This is a genomic window from Methylobacterium nonmethylotrophicum (assembly GCF_004745635.1).
Taxonomy (GTDB): domain Bacteria; phylum Pseudomonadota; class Alphaproteobacteria; order Rhizobiales; family Beijerinckiaceae; genus Methylobacterium; species Methylobacterium nonmethylotrophicum.
This window is the reverse complement of the sequence record NZ_SRLB01000010.1, coordinates 206,110-223,470: the sequence shown is the minus strand read 5'-3', so window position 1 is coordinate 223,470 and position 17,361 is coordinate 206,110. Positions and strand designations below refer to the sequence as shown.

General features: G+C 72.0%; 18 protein-coding genes. 6 read left to right on the top strand and 12 right to left on the bottom strand.

Annotation, left to right across the window (positions count from 1 at the left end):
- Positions 1–28 precede the first annotated feature (28 nt).
- The 6 genes from chlG to EU555_RS15565 all read left to right on the top strand — a co-directional run bounded on the left by chlG (position 29) and on the right by EU555_RS15565 (position 6,049).
- Complete coding sequence (chlG, locus tag EU555_RS15590; protein ID WP_135415599.1) at positions 29–961, top strand: chlorophyll synthase ChlG; 933 nt, start codon at positions 29–31, stop codon at positions 959–961.
- Complete coding sequence (locus EU555_RS15585) at positions 958–2,292, top strand: BCD family MFS transporter (RefSeq protein WP_135415597.1); 1,335 nt, start codon at positions 958–960, stop codon at positions 2,290–2,292. Before chlG ends, EU555_RS15585 begins: the two co-directional genes overlap by 4 nt.
- A gap of 46 nt (positions 2,293–2,338) precedes the next feature.
- The gene (locus tag EU555_RS15580; protein ID WP_135415595.1) at positions 2,339–3,517 is read left to right on the top strand and encodes a geranylgeranyl diphosphate reductase; all 1,179 of its coding nucleotides are present in this window, start codon (positions 2,339–2,341) and stop codon (positions 3,515–3,517) included.
- The gene (locus tag EU555_RS15575) at positions 3,514–4,002 is read left to right on the top strand and encodes a TspO/MBR family protein (protein ID WP_135415594.1); all 489 of its coding nucleotides are present in this window, start codon (positions 3,514–3,516) and stop codon (positions 4,000–4,002) included. Before EU555_RS15580 ends, EU555_RS15575 begins: the two co-directional genes overlap by 4 nt.
- 225 nt (positions 4,003–4,227) lie before the next feature.
- Entirely contained in the window at positions 4,228–4,497 is a 270-nt protein-coding gene (locus EU555_RS15570) for a hypothetical protein (RefSeq protein WP_135415592.1), read from the top strand.
- 19 nt (positions 4,498–4,516) lie between these two features.
- Complete coding sequence (locus tag EU555_RS15565) at positions 4,517–6,049, top strand: c-type cytochrome (RefSeq protein WP_135415590.1); 1,533 nt, start codon at positions 4,517–4,519, stop codon at positions 6,047–6,049.
- Positions 6,050–6,522: 473 nt separating this feature from the next.
- On the opposite strand, the gene EU555_RS36180 is transcribed toward EU555_RS15565, so the two are convergent.
- The 12 genes from EU555_RS36180 to EU555_RS15510 all read right to left on the bottom strand — a co-directional run bounded on the left by EU555_RS36180 (position 6,523) and on the right by EU555_RS15510 (position 17,171).
- Positions 6,523–6,699: a hypothetical protein gene (locus EU555_RS36180; protein WP_167858557.1), complete on the bottom strand. Its 177-nt coding sequence runs from the start codon at positions 6,697–6,699 to the stop codon at positions 6,523–6,525.
- Between the two features lie 286 nt (positions 6,700–6,985).
- Entirely contained in the window at positions 6,986–8,032 is a 1,047-nt protein-coding gene (gene pufC / locus EU555_RS15560) for a photosynthetic reaction center cytochrome PufC (RefSeq protein ID WP_135415588.1), read from the bottom strand.
- A complete protein-coding gene (pufM, locus tag EU555_RS15555; RefSeq protein WP_135415586.1) occupies positions 8,029–9,006 on the bottom strand; it encodes a photosynthetic reaction center subunit M in 978 nt (325 codons plus the stop codon). Before pufM ends, pufC begins: the two co-directional genes overlap by 4 nt.
- Positions 9,007–9,055: 49 nt before the next feature.
- A complete protein-coding gene (pufL, locus tag EU555_RS15550) occupies positions 9,056–9,880 on the bottom strand; it encodes a photosynthetic reaction center subunit L (protein ID WP_135415584.1) in 825 nt (274 codons plus the stop codon).
- A gap of 104 nt (positions 9,881–9,984) precedes the next feature.
- Positions 9,985–10,164 (bottom strand): light-harvesting antenna LH1, alpha subunit, encoded by a 180-nt coding sequence (gene pufA, locus EU555_RS15545; RefSeq protein ID WP_135415708.1) that lies wholly within the window; start codon positions 10,162–10,164, stop codon positions 9,985–9,987.
- Positions 10,165–10,180: 16 nt separating this feature from the next.
- Complete coding sequence (gene pufB, locus EU555_RS15540; RefSeq protein ID WP_135415582.1) at positions 10,181–10,411, bottom strand: light-harvesting antenna LH1, beta subunit; 231 nt, start codon at positions 10,409–10,411, stop codon at positions 10,181–10,183.
- A 199-nt stretch (positions 10,412–10,610) separates the two neighbouring features.
- Complete coding sequence (locus EU555_RS15535) at positions 10,611–10,823, bottom strand: hypothetical protein (protein ID WP_135415580.1); 213 nt, start codon at positions 10,821–10,823, stop codon at positions 10,611–10,613.
- A 99-nt stretch (positions 10,824–10,922) separates the two neighbouring features.
- Entirely contained in the window at positions 10,923–12,386 is a 1,464-nt protein-coding gene (gene bchZ / locus EU555_RS15530; RefSeq protein WP_135415578.1) for a chlorophyllide a reductase subunit Z, read from the bottom strand.
- Entirely contained in the window at positions 12,386–13,933 is a 1,548-nt protein-coding gene (bchY, locus tag EU555_RS15525; protein ID WP_135415576.1) for a chlorophyllide a reductase subunit Y, read from the bottom strand. Before bchY ends, bchZ begins: the two co-directional genes overlap by 1 nt.
- 2 nt (positions 13,934–13,935) lie before the next feature.
- Positions 13,936–14,940 (bottom strand): chlorophyllide a reductase iron protein subunit X, encoded by a 1,005-nt coding sequence (locus EU555_RS15520; protein ID WP_135415574.1) that lies wholly within the window; start codon positions 14,938–14,940, stop codon positions 13,936–13,938.
- On the bottom strand, positions 14,937–15,869 hold the full coding sequence (gene bchC, locus EU555_RS15515) for a chlorophyll synthesis pathway protein BchC (RefSeq protein ID WP_135415572.1): 933 nt from the start codon (positions 15,867–15,869) through the stop codon (positions 14,937–14,939). Before bchC ends, EU555_RS15520 begins: the two co-directional genes overlap by 4 nt.
- Before the next feature lie 165 nt (positions 15,870–16,034).
- Entirely contained in the window at positions 16,035–17,171 is a 1,137-nt protein-coding gene (locus EU555_RS15510) for a methyltransferase (protein ID WP_167858561.1), read from the bottom strand.
- Between the last annotated feature and the right edge of the window lie 190 nt (positions 17,172–17,361).

The following is a 17,361-nucleotide window of genomic DNA, read 5'->3' as shown; positions in this document are numbered from 1 at the left end:
TCGCGAGGGGCCGTCCCACCCTCCGGTCATGACGACCGAGCCCCTGATCAAGCCGCTGATCGAGCCCCTGCCTCTGGTCAAGCCCTCGGCACTTCCGGAGCCCCGCGCGCTTCTGGAACTGCTGAAGCCGATCACGTGGTTCGCGCCGATGTGGGCCTTCGGCTGCGGGGTGGTCTCCTCCGGCGGCGCGGTCCAGGGGCGCTGGCCGGTGGTGCTGGCCGGCATCCTGCTCGCCGGGCCGCTCGTCTGCGCCACCAGCCAGGCGGTCAACGACTGGTACGACCGGCACGTCGACGCCATCAACGAGCCGCAGCGGCCGATTCCCTCCGGCCGCATCCCGGGCCGCTGGGGCCTCGCGGTCGCGATCTGCTGGAGCCTGCTCTCGCTCGCGGTCGCGTCGCTGCTCGGCCCCTGGGTGCTCGGCGCGGCCTTGTTCGGGCTCACGCTCGCCTGGATCTACAGCGCCCCGCCCCTGCGCCTGAAGCGCAACGGCTGGTGGGGCAATGCCGCCTGCGGCCTCTGCTACGAGGGCCTGCCCTGGTTCACCGGCGCCGCCGTGATGACCGCCTCCCTGCCGGACGGGCGGATCGTGCTGATCGCCGCCCTCTACAGCCTCGGGGCCCACGGCATCATGACCCTCAACGACTTCAAGGCGATGGAGGGCGACCGGCGCACCGGCATCCGCTCGCTCCCGGTCCAGCTCGGCGCCGACCGCGCCGCCCGCCTCGCCTGCCTGGTCATGGCGCTGCCGCAAGGGATCGTGGCGGCGGCGCTCATCGCCTGGGGCCATCCCTGGCACGCGGGCGTCGTCGCCGCCCTTCTGGCCGGCCAGGGCCTGCTGATGCGCCGCTTCCTCGCCGATCCGCACGGGCGGGCGGCCTGGTACAACGGCACCGGCACGCTCCTCTACGTGCTCGGCATGCTCGCGGCGGCCTTCGCGTTGCGCGGAGGCGTCGCGTGAGCCAGGCCTGCGCCTTCGGCTGGGGCACCATCCTGCGCCTCGGCCTCGTCCAGACGGCGCTCGGCGCCATCGTGGTGCTGATCACCTCGACCCTCAACCGCGTGATGGTGGTGGAGCTGGCGCTGCCGGCCGCCCTGCCGGGCGGGCTGGTGGCGCTCCACTACGCCGTGCAGGTCCTGCGCCCGCGCTGGGGCTACGGCTCGGACCTGGGCAAGCGCCGCACGCCCTGGATCGTCGGCGGCATGGCGCTGCTCGCCCTCGGCGGCGTGGGCGCCGCCCTCGGCACCGCGCTCGTCGCGACGCACCCGGTCGCGGGCTTCGCTCTCCTGGTCCTGTCCTTCCTCGCCGTCGGCATCGGCGTGGGTGCGGCCGGCACGTCGCTTCTCGTGCTGCTCTCCACCGGCGTCGCGCCCCACCGCCGGGGCGCTGCCGCGACGATCGTCTGGATCATGATGATCACCGGCTTCGTCGTCACCGCCCCGACCGCCGGGCACCTGCTCGATCCGTTCTCCGGCACGCGGCTCGTGGCGGTCTCGGGCTCCGTGTCCCTGATCGCCTTCCTGGTGGCGCTGGCGGCCGTCTGGGGCGTCGAGCCGGCGCGGGCCTCCGCCCCCGCCCGGCCCGGGCCGGCGCAGCCCTTCGCCCGGGTCCTCGCCGAGGTCTGGGCCGAGCCGGAGGCGCGCCGCTTCACGATCTTCGTCTTCCTGGCGATGCTCGCCTACAGCGCCCAGGAACTGATCCTCGAGCCCTTCGCCGGCCTCGTCTTCGCGATGTCGCCGGGTGCGACCACGAAGCTCGCCGGGCTCCAGAACGGCGGCGTGCTCGCCGGCATGATCTGGGTCGCTCTCGTCACCGCCAACGGCAGCGGGCCGCTCGCCTCCCTGCGCCTGTGGACCGTCGCCGGCTGCCTCGGCTCGGCCGCCGCGCTCGTGGCGATCGCGGCCTGCGGATTCGCCGGGCCCGACACGCCCTTGCGCGCCTGCGTGGTCGGGCTCGGCCTGTTCAACGGCATCTTCGCGGTCGCGGCGATCGGCTCGATGATGGCGCTCGCCGGCACCGGCGGGGCGCCCGGCGGCGAGAGCCGCCACGGCACCCGCATGGGCGTCTGGGGTGCCGCGCAAGGGCTCGCCTTCGGGCTCGGCGGCTTCCTGGGTGCTGCGGGCGTCGACCTCGCGCGCCTCGCCTTCGGCACCGTGGTGCCGGCCTACGCGGCGGTCTTCACCATCGAGGCGGTGCTGTTCCTCGTCGCGGCCGGGCTCGCGCTGCGGATCGGCCGGACGGGGGACAGCGTGAGGCCGCTCGGCGGCCTGTCGGTGCGGCACGCGACCTGAACACGATCCGGCCGGAGCACGGCCTGGACAACCGGGAGGCACGGCCATGGACGAGGCGACCGTCGATGCGGTGGTGGTGGGCGGCGGACCGGCCGGGGCGACGGCGGCGACCGATCTCGCGCGGCTCGGGCGCCGGGTCGTCCTCCTCGACCGGGCCGGGCGCATCAAGCCCTGCGGCGGCGCCATCCCGCCCCGGCTGATCCGCGAATTCGCGATTCCGGATGAGCTCCTGGTGGCCAAGATCCGCTCCGCCCGGATGGTCTCGCCGCGCGAGCGCGCGGTCGACATGCCGGTCGGCGACGGGTTCGTCGGCATGGTCGACCGCGGGCCCTTCGACGAGTGGCTGCGCAACCGCGCCGCGCTCGCCGGGGCCGAGCGGGTGACCGGCACCTACCTGCGCCTGACCCGCGCGGGCGACGGCCCCGTCACCGTCCATTACCGCGGCGCGACCGGCGCCGAGGAGCGGCTGCGGACGCGCCTCGTCATCGGGGCGGACGGCGCCAACTCGGCGGTCGGGCGCCAGGAGATCCCGGCCCATGCCCGGATGCGCCAGGTCTTCGCCTATCACGAGATCGTGCGCACGCCGCCGGCGGGAGCCTTCGAGGGCGCGCGCTGCGACGTCTATTACCAGGGCGTCCTCTCGCCGGACTTCTACGCCTGGATCTTCCCGCACGGCGACACGCTCAGCATCGGCACCGGCAGCGCCCGCAAGGGCTTCTCGCTGCGCGGGGCGGTCGGACGGCTTCGCGCCGCCACCGGGCTCGACCTCGGAGAGACGGTCCGCCGCGAGGGCGCGCCCCTGCCGCTCAAGCCGCTCAGCCGCTTCGACAACGGCCGCGACGTGCTCCTCACCGGCGACGCCGCCGGGCTCGTCGCTCCGGCCTCGGGCGAGGGCATCTACTACGCGATGTTCGGGGGCCGCCTGGCGGCGGAGGCCGCGAACGATTTCCTGACCACCGGCGACGCCCGGGCGCTGGCGCAGGCGCGGGCCCGCTTCCTCAAGGCCCATGGCCGGGTGTTCTGGATCCTGCGGCTGATGCAGACCGTCTGGTACCGCAATGACGGCTTGCGCGAGCGCTTCGTCAGCATCTGCCGCGACCCCGACGTGCAGTCCCTCACCTGGGACGCCTATATGAACAAGGAGCTGGTGCGCGCCAGGCCGGCGGCCCATGCGCGGATCTTCTTCAAGGACCTCGCCCACCTCTTCCGCTGGGTGTCGCCGTGATGGAGATGCTTGGTGGGCGCGGGGGGCCGGTTCTCGTGGCGGCGCTCTCGGCCATCGTGGTGGCGGTCGCGGGCGGGTGGCTCACCACGATCGATCCCTGGTACCGCAGCCTGCGGGTGCCGTCCTGGAAGCCGCCCGACTGGGCCTTCGGCCCGGTCTGGACCACCATCCTCACCCTCGCGGCGGTCGCCGGCGTGCTCGCCTGGAACGCCGCACCGGAGGGCGCGGCGCGGGCGTGGCTCGTCGCCGCCTTCGCGGTGAACGGCGCGCTCAACATCGCCTGGAGCGGCCTGTTCTTCCGCCTGCGCCGGCCGGACTGGGCGCTCGTCGAGGTGACGGCGCTCTGGCTCTCGATCGCGCTGCTCATGCTGGCGGTCGGGCGGCATTCCGGCATCGGGGCGGTGCTCCTCGTGCCCTACCTGGTCTGGGTCGCGATCGCCGCCCTGCTCAACTGGTCGATCCTGCGACTCAACGGGCCGTTCTGAGGCGGGTGCCGCAGGAGCGCCGGGATGTCGGTCGCGCCCGGTGCCCGACCGGCTCGGCGATCGATTGCGCGGGACCGGATTGCCGCTGATGCGACATCGTGAACCGTGGCGCGAATTCCGTGAACGCGCGCCCGGCTCTCGCGTTGCAAGGGCTGGAAACCTCGGTTTGCTAGGTTAGTTCCCGGATCGACTGCGCATCTTCGGTGCGGGCAGGAGACAAGACGCGTGCAGGATCTCCTCACGAGCGGCCTCGTCGTGGACGTTGCGTTGCTCATCGTCGCCGCGGAGGCCGTCCTGCTCGTCCTGATGCGTCGCGGCCGCAGGCCGGGACCGGGGGCTCTCCTGATCAACCTCGCCTCCGGCGCCTGCCTGATGCTGGCGCTGCGCGCCGTCCTCGCCGGCGCGCCGGGTTTCTGGCTCGCCGCCGCGCTCGCGGGGGCGGGCCTCGCCCACGTCGCCGATCTCTGGCTGCGGCTGCGGTCCGCCGCCCGATAATCACACCCGGAGGAAGCCCATGCGTCGCATCACGGCCCTGGTTCTCGGCTCCAGCGCATTCGTCGCCAGCGCGGCGCTGGCGCAGCAACCCTCGGACCTCGTGGACAAGGGCCGCTACCTCGCCACCGCGGGCGACTGCGTCGCCTGCCACACGGCGCCGGGCGGCAAGCCCTATGCGGGCGGCCTCTACATCAACTTCCCGGGCGGCATCGGCAAGCTCGCCACCCCCAACATCACCCCCGACAAGGAGACGGGCATCGGCAACTGGAGCGACGACGACTTCAAGCGCGCGATGCACGAGGGCATCACGAAGAACGGCAGCTACCTCTACCCGGCCTTTCCGTTCCCCTGGTACACCCGCCTGAGCGACGACGACGTGCGGGCGATCAAGGCCTACCTGTTCTCCCTCGAGCCGGTGAACGCGCCGCGGAAGCCCGCCGACATCGCCTTCCCATTCAGCATCCGCGACGGGCTGCTCGCCTGGCGGCTCGCCTTCTTCACGGAAGGCCGGTTCAAGCCCGACCCGAAGGCGAGCGAGCAGGTCAACCGCGGCGCCTACCTGGTCGAGGGCCCGGGCCATTGCGGGGCCTGCCACAACGGCAGCAAGCTCGTCGGCGCCTCGCAATGGAGCGGCTACCTCGAGGGCGGCACGATCGACGGCTGGTACGCCCCGAACCTGTCGGGCGACGACAAGCAGGGCCTCGGCCTCTGGAGCGAGGACCAGCTCACCACCTATCTCAAGACCGGCGCCGCCCCGGGCCGCGCCGGCGTGGTCGCCGGGCCGATGCGCCAGGTGATCGAGGAGAGCCTGAGCAAGATGAGCGACGGCGACGTGCGCGCGATCGCCGCCTATCTCAAGACGCTGGCGCCCAAGCCCACCTACACGCCCGACGTGAAGTCCGACTTCAAGCAGGCCTCCGCGGCCCCGGGCGCCGACGTCTACCTCAACCGCTGCGTCGCCTGCCACCGGCCGGACGGCCAGGGCCAGCCGGGCGCGATCCCGCCGCTCGCCGGCAACGGCGCGGTGCTGGCCAAGGGCCCGGAGACGGTGATCCGGGTGATCCTCGGCGGCCTCGACGCGAAGGGCGAGTACGCCGCCATGCCGGCGGTGGGCGTCGGGATGAGCGACGCGGACGTGGCGGCCGTGACGAACTACGTCCGCCAGACCTTCGGCAACGAGGCCCCGCCGACGGCCGAGCCCGGCCAGGTGGCGACGCTGCGCGCAGAGACCCAGACGATGCTCGCCGGCAACGCCCCCTGCGAGACCGTCGCGGATCCGACCCTCGCCGGGGCGCTGAAGCAGGCGGACGCCGCCGGCCAGCTCAAGGACCTGAAGGCCGAGCAGATGCTGCCCCGTGTCGCGACCCTGCTGCCGGCCGTGCGCCAGGCCGCCCCGAAGGCCGACCACGCCGCCCTGGTGAACGGTCTCACCGCCACCTACTGCCAGGCCGCCGACCGCAACGCCGCCGGCCTCGACTGGCCGACGGCGATCGGCACCTTCGCGGGCGTGGTCTACGGCCAGCTGAAGAACCCGAGCCGGGTGGAGAAGTAAAGAAAGGGCGCGGGGATCCGCGCCTCCGAGAGCCGGTTTGTCCTATAGAGTCAGTATCGCCGGCGCCTCCTCGATCCGATCTTCGACCTCATCCTGAGATGTCAGTCGATCTTTGATCGGCTGACCGCGAAGGAGGGCTCCGGAAGTCTCCGTGATCCCTGGAGCCCTCCTTCGAGGCCGCGACGCGGCACCTCAGGATGAGGTCGTGGGTGGGAAGAGCATGGAAACCAAATCAAACAGGATCTGACAGGATCTCCTTGGGGCGGAGCGCACCTTGACCCTCCCCCCCTCTGCGGAGCAGGCCGTGGGAGGGGACCGCGACGGCGGCGGATGTGGCGCCCGTCATGACGCCCGCGACCTTTCCGGAAACGGGTTTCCCCCTTCCGCCCCGCGCACGAGTGCTTCGCACTCGCAGCGGGGCACCCTCCCCCGCAGAGGGGAGAGGGTTCCTGCACGTCGACCGACCTTCCCCCCTACCGCGGATCCACCCCGTGCTGCGGGCGCGGCGGGCCGCCGTGGTGGTCGGTGAAGGTCGAGCGCTCGCCCGTTTCCTTGGCGCGCTGGACGCGCATCCGCTGCCAGATCAGGAACAGGATGACCAGCGCGAAGGTCGTGAAGGCGAGCATGTAGATCAGGCCGGAATCGCCCATGGCCGTTGCCTCCGGGTGGCGCCTCTAGAGGGCGCGGGTTGGGGGGCGGGCGCCAGGCGGTCGGGGCCGCTGCCGCACGTGTCAGTCCAACGCCGCGAACCCTCTGATCTGCCTGTGCGGCAAATTGACGTGAGATGAGGCATAGCTTGTCGACAATCCAGCACCGGCCATCGGCGATGGATTGCAAGCAACCAATGTCGAGGCTTCGATCTCGCGCATGCGAGAAGGCCCCGTCTCCTTGCGGAGGCGGGGCCCTGTCGTACAAGCCGGTATCGTGCGTCGGCGCTCACTTCGCCGGCGTCATCGGACCCCCGGCGAGCTCGGGGTAATCCTTGAGCATCTGCGCGCCGTTGAGGGGCTTGGCGAGGCCCTGGTGGCAGGTGGTGCAGTTGGCCTTCGGCGCGTCGCCCTCCGGCCCGAGGCGGGCCTCCGGCAGCACCGGCGTCAGCGGCGTGATGTAGTTGCCGTTGATGTCGCGCACCAGCCGGATGCCGTGCCAGGCGGTCACCCGCTTGGGCGTGCTCTCCGACCAGGACGAGAAGGCGCGGGTGTTGTGGCAGTAGGTGCAGTTCACCCCGAGCCCTTCCGACATGTGGATCATCAGGGCGTAGGTCTGTTCCGCGGTCTGGATCGGCTTCGAGGGCGCGGTCGGCAGCGCGGTCGTGGCGGCGACCCGCACGGCGTTCTGGTCGATGTCCTTGTTGCCGAGCAGGACCTTGTAGGGGTCGTAGTTCAGCGAGGACAGGCCGGCCTCCGGCGCCGGGTGGTTCTGGCCGCCGTCCCGGGCCGCGAAGCCCTGGGCGTGGGGCGGGCCGGGATTGTCGTGCCAGACGGCCTGCGGGACCGGGTTGCCGCGGTGGCAGGTGTAGCAGGTCACGCCGGTCTGCCCGACATGGTTCTTCCAGTCCGCGTTGATGTGCCGGACCATCCGGAGCATCGAGCGCGCCACCGTCTTCGCGTAGACGCTGTCGTCGGCCATGTTCTCGACGTTGTGGCAATAGGCGCAGCCCTGCTCGGGCGACACCCACTCGGTGATCGAGGCCATCACGCGGTTGAACTGGTCGGTCGAGAGGTCGGTCAGCACCTGCACGTTCTGGTAGGTCTGGGTCGCCGGGTCGCCGCCCGGAGGCGCCGGGTCCTGCGGCGCGGGCGCGGCGTTGGCGTCGATCTTGGCGGCCAGCGTGCGGGGGTTCTGCACCTGCACCATGCCGGTGCCGCGGAAACCCGTCTGCTCGGAGCGCACCGGCGGGCGCGTCCAGCCCGCCGTGCCGAACATCGCGCCGGTGAGCAGCACCGCCACCACGACGCCGAGGATCTGAAGGGCGAGCTTCATGGCGTGCCTCCGGGGTTGAGCGGATCGACCACCGGGCCGTAGATCAGCGGGTAGCTCGGGGCGACGCCGTGCTTGACGGCCCAGAGATACCAGTTGTCGACGACCGTGCCGGTGAGCAGGATGCCGATGCCGCCGGTGAGCGTGGTCAGGAAGGCGAACCACCACAGCCAGCGGTGGACCGATTCCATCGTGGCGTTGAAGCCCATGGTCCAGCGCCAGAACAGGGCGGCGCGCTCGGTCGCGGTGCCGCGGTCGACGATCTGCTCGATCTCGCGCTCGCCGCCGTAGCGGCTCACCGCCAGGATGGTGGCGCCGTGCATGGCGAAGAGCAGCGTCGACCCGTACAGGAACGCGATCGAGAGCATGTGGAACGGGTTGTAGAACAGGTTGCCGTAGCGAAGCGAGAACGCCGCGGTCCAGTCGAGGTGGGGGAAGATGCCGAACGGCACCGCCTCGCTCCAGCTCCCCATCAGGATCGGCCGGATGAAGCCGAGGACCAGGTAAAGCCAGATCGCCGAGGCGAAGGCCCAGGGCACGTGGTAGCCCAGCCCCAGCGCCCGGGCGCGGCGGAAGAGCCGCACCCACCAGAGCAGGATCGACGCCGTCAGGAAGAAGCCGGCCAGCAGCCACCAGCCGCCCTCGGCCATCGGCGGCAGGATCTTCAACCCGTGTTCGGGTCGGGGCGGCTCGAGGGCGAGCCAGGGCAGCTGGCGCAGGAACTGGACCGGGTCCCAGTTCACCGAGGCCCACATGTTGAGGCCGATGATCTCGAAGGCGATGAACCCGCTCGCCAGCGACAGCGTGCCGAGGGTGCCGAGATAGATCGGTCCGACCTGCGCGTTGCCGACGAGGCCCGCCAGGTAGCTGAACCCTCCCTTGCCGACGCGCTTCTCGATCTCCGGGATCGTGACGCCGGCCTCGGGGTGGAGCGGATGGACCTGAACCTGCGTGTAGATGTTCTGATAATACCCCATGGTGGCGGATGCCTTCTGAAGGGTGGTGTCTGGAGGACGCGGGTGAGACTCAGCGCCAGATCGGCAGGCTCAGCCACCAGCCCCACCATTCGGGCCAGCCGCGGGTCCAGAACGGACCGCTGATGACGATGCAGACGGCGCTCCAGAACCCGGCCGAGAGGGCGAGGAACAGGCCGAGGCGGTGGATGCCGAGCGTGCCGATCGAGTAGCCGATCGTGTCGCGGAAGTAGGTGTCCTCGTGCTCCGGCGTCTTCACCACCTCGCCCTTCGGCGGGTTGGTGGAGGACAGGATCAGGGAGCCATGCAGCGACAGCGCGAACGTCGTCGTGAAGAAGAACGTCACGCCGAGCATGTGCGCCGGGTTGTAGTGGAAGTGGAGATACTGGTAGCCGACGTTCGACACCCAGTCGAGGTGGCTCAGGATCCCGTACGGGAAGCCGTGGCCCCAGGCGCCCATCAGGAGCGGGCGGATCACCACCAGCGTCACGTAGGCGAAGATCGCCACCGAGAAGGCGAACGGCACGTGGTAGCCGATGCCGAGCTTGCGGCAGATCTCGACCTCGCGCAGCGCCCAGGACCCGAAGGACCCGATGGCGCAGAAGGTGATGATCTGCCAGAGGCCGCCCTCGCGCAGGGGGGCCAGCGCCAGCCCGTATTTCAGGTCGGGCGGCGCGATGTTGATCTGCCAGACGTTCCAGGTCGGCCCCAAAGCCGCGCCCCAGACGATCAGCCCGGTCCCCAGCAGGGTGAAGAACAGGCCGGTGACGCCGAAGAAGCCGACGTAGAACGGCCCGACCCAGAAGTCGAACAGGTCGCCGCCGAGCAACGTGCCGCCGCGGACCCGGTATTTCCGCTCGAAATTCAGCATGGCCATGGCGCGGCCCTCCCCGTCCGCGAGACAACGTGGTTGCCGCGGGCGGGGCCAGGCCCGTCCGCGGTGCGGAGCGCCCCGCGAGGGGGCGTCGATTGTGCCGGCCGTCAGGTCGGCAGGACGAGGCTGTGGGGGATCTCCGCCTTCTTCACCGCCGGGCCTTCCAGCCAGTTGAACCGGCTGGTGCTGAGCAGGATGAAGTGGATGAGGATCGCGAGCACGAACAGGAAGGTGAACAGGGCCACCAGCGTGCGACGCGGGTCGAACAGGAGCCAGACCTTATGCATGTCGTTCATTCCATCCTCACGAGATGAAGGGCAGGAGATTGGTGGCGGCGACCTTCACGCTGCTCTCGAGCGCGGAGTAGCCGTTGGGGCCCGGCAGCCAGGGCCGCCACAGCCAGACGAGGAAATGCGCGACGACCGCGATCGCCGTGAAGATGATGAAGCTCGTGACGAAGATTCCGTGGAATTCTTTCGCCTCGTCTTCGGTGAGACCTGAAAGTGTACTGGGTTTGTCCAAGCCGTTGGCCATTGGCGAACCTCCGGATGCGGATCCGCGCGGGGGTTCCCGCGTGGGGTTTGCCCGGCCTGACGGTCGGGCGGTCTCTCCGCCGCCCGTATCGGCGGCGGAAACTCGGCCCAGGAAGCCGGAGCCCGGACGGGCCCGGCGCGAGGGAGGCAGCCCCAAGGGGTGAGCCCGAAGGGTCAGCCCGAAGACTCAGCCCGAAGGCTCAGCCCATGAAGGCGAAGGGAATGGCCGAGAGCGCCATCGCCCGGGCCTCGCCGAAGACCGAGCGCCGGGGCCCGGCCGGCGCCGCGGCGCCCGGGCGGAGGCGCTGCAGGACGGCGGCGACCAGGAAGACCGGGTAGGTCGCCGCCAGGATGGTCCGGAACTGGACCGCTTCCGAGCGGGACCGGGAAACCGTGACGAACGGACGGGACATGGCGTCTGATCTCCTCCCTCCTCGCGGACCTGGTTAGCGGCGCGCGAGCTGTCTCGATGATCCGGCGCGGCGTGCGCCGCGCCGAAAGGGCGGTGGCTGTCAGGCCGCCGCCGCCAGCGCGGCGCGGGCGCGCTCGACGCAGAGTTCGGTCACGCAGGCGGACCCGGCTCGGGCGGCCTCGCGCTCGGCGGCGTCGCGCAGGCGCTTGGCGAACGAGATCCGCACCAGCACCGGGCTGTCGGCCACCGAGGCGTCGAGCCGCTGGCGGGCCTCGTCGTCCCAGGGCAGCTCGCGCGGGGCGCGGGCCGGCGTCGCCTCGACCGCGTCGAGGTCGCGCGACAGCGGCAGGATGTGGAAGAGCGCGTCGAACAGCGCGTTGCAGACCTCCTGGACGAGGTAGGTCGCGCCCGAATAGCCCATGAACGGCGTGCCGGTGTGCCGCCGGACCACCGCGCCCGGGAACGAGGCCGGGATGAACACCGCCCTGCCCCCGCTCTCGGCGAGGTAGAGGCGCTCGTTGTAGGAGCCGAACAGGACGAGCGGCGGCGTCTCCCGGATGGCCTTGCGCACCGCCGCGTTGTCGGGCTTGGTGCCGGCCGTGCGCGAGACGGCGAACCGGCAGGGCAGGCCCATCTCGTCCTCGAGGAAGTTTCGCAGGCCCCGGGCGTAGGTGTCGGTCGCGACGATGCCGAAGCTCGCCGAGGCGAAGAAGTCCTGCGTCACCGAGCGCCACAGGTCCCACAGGGGCTTGAGCGTCGTGTGCTTCTCCCGCTCGATGAACGGCTCGGGATCGAGCCCCAGGATCTCGCCGAGCGCCCGCAGGAACTTGGTGGTGCTGTGCACGCCGATCGGCGCCTGGAGGTAGGGCCGGTCGAGGGCTTCGCAGAGCAGCCGGCCGAACTCGCGGTAGAGGCAGATATTGGCGTCGGCCTCGACGAGGCGCGGCACGTCGGCGAGGTGGGTGCCCAGCGGGAAGACCAGGTTCACCTCGGCCCCGATGCCCTCGACGAGGCGCCGGATCTCGGCGAGGTCGGAGGGCATGTTGAAGGTGCCGTAGGCCGGGCCGATCAGGTTGACCCGCGGCTTCACGCCGGGCGCGCGCTCGGGCCGGGGCGGGATCACGCCCTTCTTCGCCGCCTTCTTCGCCCCGTATTCGTGCCAGAGCCAGGACAGGGCGCGGTCGGCGGACTGCCACTGGTCCTCGTCGATGGTGCGGGGCAGGAAGCGCTGGAGGTTGGTGCCCTCCGGCGTGACGCCGCCGCCGATCATCTCGGCGATCGAGCCGGTGACGACGACGCTGGGCTGCGTCGGATCGAGCGTCGCGTGGGCGCGGCGCATGGCGCCTTCCGTGCCGTGGCGGCCGAGCTCCTCCTCGGCCAGGCCCGTGACGACGATCGGCAATTCGTGCGGGGGCAGCGCGTCGGTGTAGTGCAGCACCGAGGTCACCGGCAGGTTCTCGCAGCCGACCGGGCCGTCGATGACGACCTGCAGGCCCTTCACGGCGGTGAAGACGTAGACGGCGCCCCAGTAGCCGCCGGCGCGATCGTGATCGAGGACGAGCATCAGGCCATCTCCCCGATCGGCTTCTCGGGCGCAGGCCGCTTCACCGCCGCGCGCTTCTTCGGCACGTCCTCCCAGATCCCGGCGGCGTGACCGGTGCCGACGCCGGCGAAGAACGAGCGCATCGCGTCGAAGCGCTCGGCCTGCGCCATCGCGCCGTTGACCACCTGGGCGAGCGAGCCGGCGCCGGCGACGCCCATCAGCGGGCGGGCCGAGATCAGGTTGGTGAAGTAGAGGGCGGGGATCGCCCGCTCCTTGGCCTTCTGCACCACCGGGGTCGTGCCGACGGCGAGGTCCGGCCCGAATTCCTCCACCGCCGCGAGGTCCTGCTCGAGGGAGGCGCGGAACTGCACCCGGCAGCCATGCGCCTCGAGCCAGTCGCGGTCGGTCTCCGACATCGCCGTGCGCGGGCAGGCGGTGCCGACATAGGGCACCTCGGCGCCGCTCTCGACGAGGAGGCGGGCCACCAGCAGCTCCGATCCCTCGTAGCCGGTGAGCGTGATCCGGCCACGGATCGGGGTGGCACTGAGCGCAGCCCGGATCGCCGGGAGGAACCGGTTCTTGGCCGCGGCCGCCGCGGCCGGCGCCACGCCGCAGGCCTCGGCCACCGCGTCGAGCCAGGCGGCGGTGCCGTCGTACCCGACCGGGGCCGAGGCGACCGCCGGGCGGCCCGCCGCCTCGAACTCGCGCAAGGACGCGGTGTAGAACGGATGGATCGCCGCCACCACTGCGCTGTCCAGGGCGGCGTAGAGCTCGCGCCACTCCCGCGTCGGCACGACCGGGCCGGCGCCGAGCCCCAGCGGCTCGAGGAGCGCGCCGATCTGCACCGGATCGGCCGGGAACATCTCGCCGAGGAGCGCGACGGTCGGGCGCCCGTCGCGGCCCTGGCTCGGTGTGCCTTGCCTTGGCGCCGCGACGGGGCCCTGCTCCGCCTCGTTGCGCGCGACCTTGAGCATCGCGCCCGCGAGCACGTCCTTCGCCTCGGCGTGGGTCGGCACGCCGAAGCCCGGAACGTCGATCCCGATGATCCGCACCCCGTCGATCTCGCGCGGCAGGAGCCGCAGCGGTACGCCCGAGGCGGTGGGAACGCAGAGGTTGATGACGACGACGGCGTCGTGGAGCGCCGGGTCGGCGGTGGCGTGGACCGCGTCGCGGATGTCCTCGAACAGCTTGCCGGTGACCAGAGTCTCGGAATTGAACGGCACGTAGCCGACGGTCCGGCGCGCGCCGTAGAAGTGCGAGGTGAAGGTCAGGCCGTAGACGCAGCAGGCCGAGCCCGACAGGATCGTGGCGGTGCGCCGCATGCGCAGGCCCACCCGCAGCGAGCCGAAGGCCGGGCACATGCTCTGCGGCTGGTCGTGCGGGCCGACAGGATAGTCGCGCTTCAGGGCGTCGAGGGTCTCGCCCATCCCGGCGGCCTCGGCCGCTCGGGCCATCGTCTCCTTGCCGGAATGGCAGCCGATCCCGTCCTGGCGCGTCGCCGCCAGGTTCACCGGCGTGTCGACGGGCGTTCGTGCGCGCAGGGCCGCGAGGTCGAGGGAGGCGCCCATGGTCAGACCGCCTCGTAGATGACTTCGAGGGAGGGCTTCTGCACGACCGGGCGGCCGCGCATGTCAGCGTCGCTCGCCGGGTCCAGCACCACGCCCCGCCCGACCGCCTCGCCCTTGAACAGGCCGAGCAGCGCGTCCTGGCTGAGCGGGCTCGGCCGGTGCGGCAGGGCGGTGGCGACGTTCTCGGCGAGGTCCGCGAAGAGCGGGCCCCAGCGCCCGTCCGGCCGGCCGATGATCTCGTAATTCGCGCTCTTCTTGCGGATGTCGTCGTCGGCCGGGATCGAGGCGAGGATCGGGATGCCGGCCGCCTCCGCGAAGGCCTGCGCCTCGCCGGTGCCGTCGTCCTTGTTGATGACGAGGCCGCCGACCCCGACATTGCCGCCGAGCTTGCGGAAATACTCCACCGCCGAGCAGACGTTGTTGGCGACGTAGAGCGACTGCAGGTCGTTCGAGCCGACGACGATGACCTTCTGGCACATGTCGCGGGCGATCGGCAGGCCGAAGCCGCCGCAGACCACGTCGCCCAGGAAGTCGAGCAGGACGTAGTCGAAGCCCCATTCGTGGAAGCCGAGCTTCTCCAGGAGCTCGAAGCCGTGGATGATGCCGCGCCCGCCGCAGCCGCGGCCGACCTCCGGCCCGCCGAGCTCCATCGCGAACACGCCGTCGCGCTTGAAGCAGACGTCGCCGATCGCCACCGCCTCGCCGGCGAGCTTGCGCTTCGTCGAGGTCTCGATGATCGTCGGGCAGGCCCGGCCGCCGAACAGCAGCGAGGTCGTGTCGCTCTTCGGGTCGCAGCCGATCAGCAGCACCCGCTTGCCCTGCTGCGCCAGCATGTAGGACAGGTTGGCGAGCGTGAAGCTCTTGCCGATGCCGCCCTTGCCGTAGATGGCGATGACCTGCGTCTCCCGCGTCGCGGTGGTCGGCACGGGGTCCGGCGGGATCGCGGCTTCCGCGCGCAGGAGCGTGGCGGTGGCCTGGAGAGCGGCGCCGTTGAGGGCTGCGTTCATGAGCGGGCGCTCCAATCGAGGATCATCTTGAGGCAGTCGGGATCGCCGAAGGCGGTGCGGTAGGCGTGCTCAGCCTCCGCGGCCGGCCGTCGGTGGGTGACGAGGCCGTCGAGGGACAGGGCGCCGCGGCCGGCGAGCGTCGCCACCGCGTCGAGGTCGCCGGGCTGCCACTGGGCCGAGACGCGGATGCGCGCCTCGCGCAGGAAGGCCGGCGGGAAGGCGAAGGAGAGCGGCGCCTCGTAGAAGCCCGCCAGCACCACCTCGCCGCCGGGCCTGAGCCGGGCGATCAGGGTATCGAGGAGGCCGGCATCGCCGCTCGCGTCGATGATGCGGGTGTAGGCCGTCTCGTCCTGGCCGGGATCGACGACCGCGTAGCCGGCGGCGCCGGCGCGCCGGGCGGGGTCGCGCTCCCACACCACCGGCTCGTGGCCGGACAGGAGCGCCAGCCGCGCCAGCAGCCGGCCGAGCACGCCGTGCCCGACGATCAGCATGCGCCCGCCGGCCTCGCCCGCGAGGGCATGGTGGGCGGTAGCGGCGAGCGCCAGCAGGATGCCGCGCTCGCCCAGGGATTCGGGGATCGGCCGCAGCCGGGCGCCCGCGGCGACGAGGTGCGAGGCCGCGCCGCCGAACAGCCCGCGGACCGGGCCGAAGCAGCGCGCGCCCGGCACGAACACCGTCTCGCCGACGCGGCGGCCGGAGTCGGGCCCGGCCTCGACGACGCGGCCGACGGATTCGTAGCCCGGGACCAGCGGGTAGCCCATGCCGGGGAAGTCCGGCATGCGGCCCGACCAGAGCAGCCGCTCGGTGCCGGTGCTGATCCCGCTCCAGGCGACCTCGACGGTCGCGTCGGCGGGGCCGGGTGCGTCGAGAGCGAGCCGGGCGAGGCCGAGCCGTTCGGGACGGTCGAGGATCACGGCCTGCGCGTGCATGCGGTCTGGCCCCCCGCCAAGTGGATCGAGCAAGCGGATCGAGTGCCGCTTGAAGCGGCAGATGTCATCTTAGTTGGACGCCATGCTGCGTCAAGTTTACTTTACACTTTTGAGACAGGAAGTGGACGGTCGCGGTCGGCGCCGGCCCGTCCGCCCCAGGCGCCGTCAGGGCGCCCGGGCGGCGAGCAGGCGCACCAGCAGCGGGCGCCGCGTCCGGTGCTCGCGCACCTGCGTGAAGCCCGCCTGGCGGAGCATGCCGGTGAGCTCGGCGGCTTTGCGGGGGCGTCCGCTGCCCATGGCGAGGAGGTAGAAGCCGAAATAGGCGTCGCCCACCGGCTCGGCGCCCGGCGTGCCGGCCATCGGCTCGGCGACGAGCAGCGTGCCGCCGGGCGGCAGCGCCGCCCGGGCGCTGCGCATCAGGGCGAGGGCGGGCGCGTCGTCGTGGTCGTGCACGACCCGCACCAGGGACACCACGTCGGCTCCGGTCGGCAGCCCGTCGTGGAAGCTGCCGCCCCGGGCGGTGGCGCGCCCTGCCAATCCCTCCTCGGCGAAGCGGCGGCCGGCGCGGGCAGCGACCGCCGGCAGGTCGACGAGCGTGACCCGCAGCTCAGGCGCGCTGCGCGCCGCCTCGACCGCGAAGGCGCCCTCCCCGCCGCCGACATCGAGGAGATGGGCGTGGCGGGCGAGCGGGTAGGCGTCGAGGATGTCGCGGGCGACGAGGGCCTGCGAGGCGCCCATCAGCGCGCCGTAGGGCGCCACCGCCGCCTCGTCGGCGCCGGCGGGGTCCGGCGCGCCCGCATAGGCCCAGTAGCCGGAGAGCCGGGTCGGTGCGGCCGTTCCCCGCAGCAGGGCCACGGGATCGCGCAGGTCGTCGTAGAGCATCGCGTGGTGGGCCACCATCGCGGCGACGGACGGGTTGCCGAGGAGCGCCGCACCGAGATCGCCGAGGGCGAAGCGCCCGTCGCGCAACGCCGTCAGGAGCCCGAGGGAGGCGGCGGCGCGGAGCAGGCACAGGGCCCGGTCGGGCGGCAGGTCGAGGCGCCGGGCGAGGGCGTCGGGCGTCATCGGCCCGTCGGCGAGGATCCGGAACAGGTCGAGGCGCAGGGCGGCGGCGAGCACCTGGGCGTAGACGAAGCCGGCGCAGAGATCGAACAGGGCGCGCGCGTTGCGCCGCGCGATCCCCCGGGTCGGCGGGAAGGCGGCCGCGAAGCGCTGGAAGTGGGGGCTCGCGATCAGGCGGTGGCGCCAGGCGAGGAGCCGGTCGCGCCACGACGGATTTTCCGGCGGCGCGACGGAGGTCATCGGGAAGGCGCGAGGGGCGGGCTTCATCGGCGTCACCACTTTGCGCCTAACTGTTCGGTGAACGTTGCGAACAAGATTTGGCGCGGGATCCCCTCTCCCGTGTGGGAGGGGGGTAGGGGCGATCGCAGATCGTGCGAGGGTGGAGACGGTTCAGCTTGAAGCGTTGACCGTAAAGCTGCCAGCACGACGC

Bases quoted from the DNA above. Each gene is read 5' to 3' on its own strand.
- chlG (WP_135415599.1), top strand. From the start codon at position 29: ATGACGACCGAGCCCCTGATCAAGCCGCTGATCGAGCCCCTGCCTCTG.
- pufA (WP_135415708.1), bottom strand. From the start codon at position 10,164: ATGCATAAGGTCTGGCTCCTGTTCGACCCGCGTCGCACGCTGGTGGCC.
- EU555_RS15580 (WP_135415595.1), top strand. From the start codon at position 2,339: ATGGACGAGGCGACCGTCGATGCGGTGGTGGTGGGCGGCGGACCGGCC.
- bchZ (WP_135415578.1), bottom strand. From the start codon at position 12,386: ATGCTCGTCCTCGATCACGATCGCGCCGGCGGCTACTGGGGCGCCGTC.
- bchY (WP_135415576.1), bottom strand. From the start codon at position 13,933: ATGGGCGCCTCCCTCGACCTCGCGGCCCTGCGCGCACGAACGCCCGTC.
- EU555_RS36180 (WP_167858557.1), bottom strand. From the start codon at position 6,699: ATGGGCGATTCCGGCCTGATCTACATGCTCGCCTTCACGACCTTCGCG.
- bchC (WP_135415572.1), bottom strand. From the start codon at position 15,869: ATGCACGCGCAGGCCGTGATCCTCGACCGTCCCGAACGGCTCGGCCTC.
- EU555_RS15565 (WP_135415590.1), top strand. From the start codon at position 4,517: ATGCGTCGCATCACGGCCCTGGTTCTCGGCTCCAGCGCATTCGTCGCC.
- EU555_RS15535 (WP_135415580.1), bottom strand. From the start codon at position 10,823: ATGTCCCGTCCGTTCGTCACGGTTTCCCGGTCCCGCTCGGAAGCGGTC.
- EU555_RS15510 (WP_167858561.1), bottom strand. From the start codon at position 17,171: ATGACCTCCGTCGCGCCGCCGGAAAATCCGTCGTGGCGCGACCGGCTC.
- pufB (WP_135415582.1), bottom strand. From the start codon at position 10,411: ATGGCCAACGGCTTGGACAAACCCAGTACACTTTCAGGTCTCACCGAA.
- EU555_RS15520 (WP_135415574.1), bottom strand. From the start codon at position 14,940: ATGAACGCAGCCCTCAACGGCGCCGCTCTCCAGGCCACCGCCACGCTC.
- pufM (WP_135415586.1), bottom strand. From the start codon at position 9,006: ATGGGGTATTATCAGAACATCTACACGCAGGTTCAGGTCCATCCGCTC.
- pufL (WP_135415584.1), bottom strand. From the start codon at position 9,880: ATGGCCATGCTGAATTTCGAGCGGAAATACCGGGTCCGCGGCGGCACG.
- pufC (WP_135415588.1), bottom strand. From the start codon at position 8,032: ATGAAGCTCGCCCTTCAGATCCTCGGCGTCGTGGTGGCGGTGCTGCTC.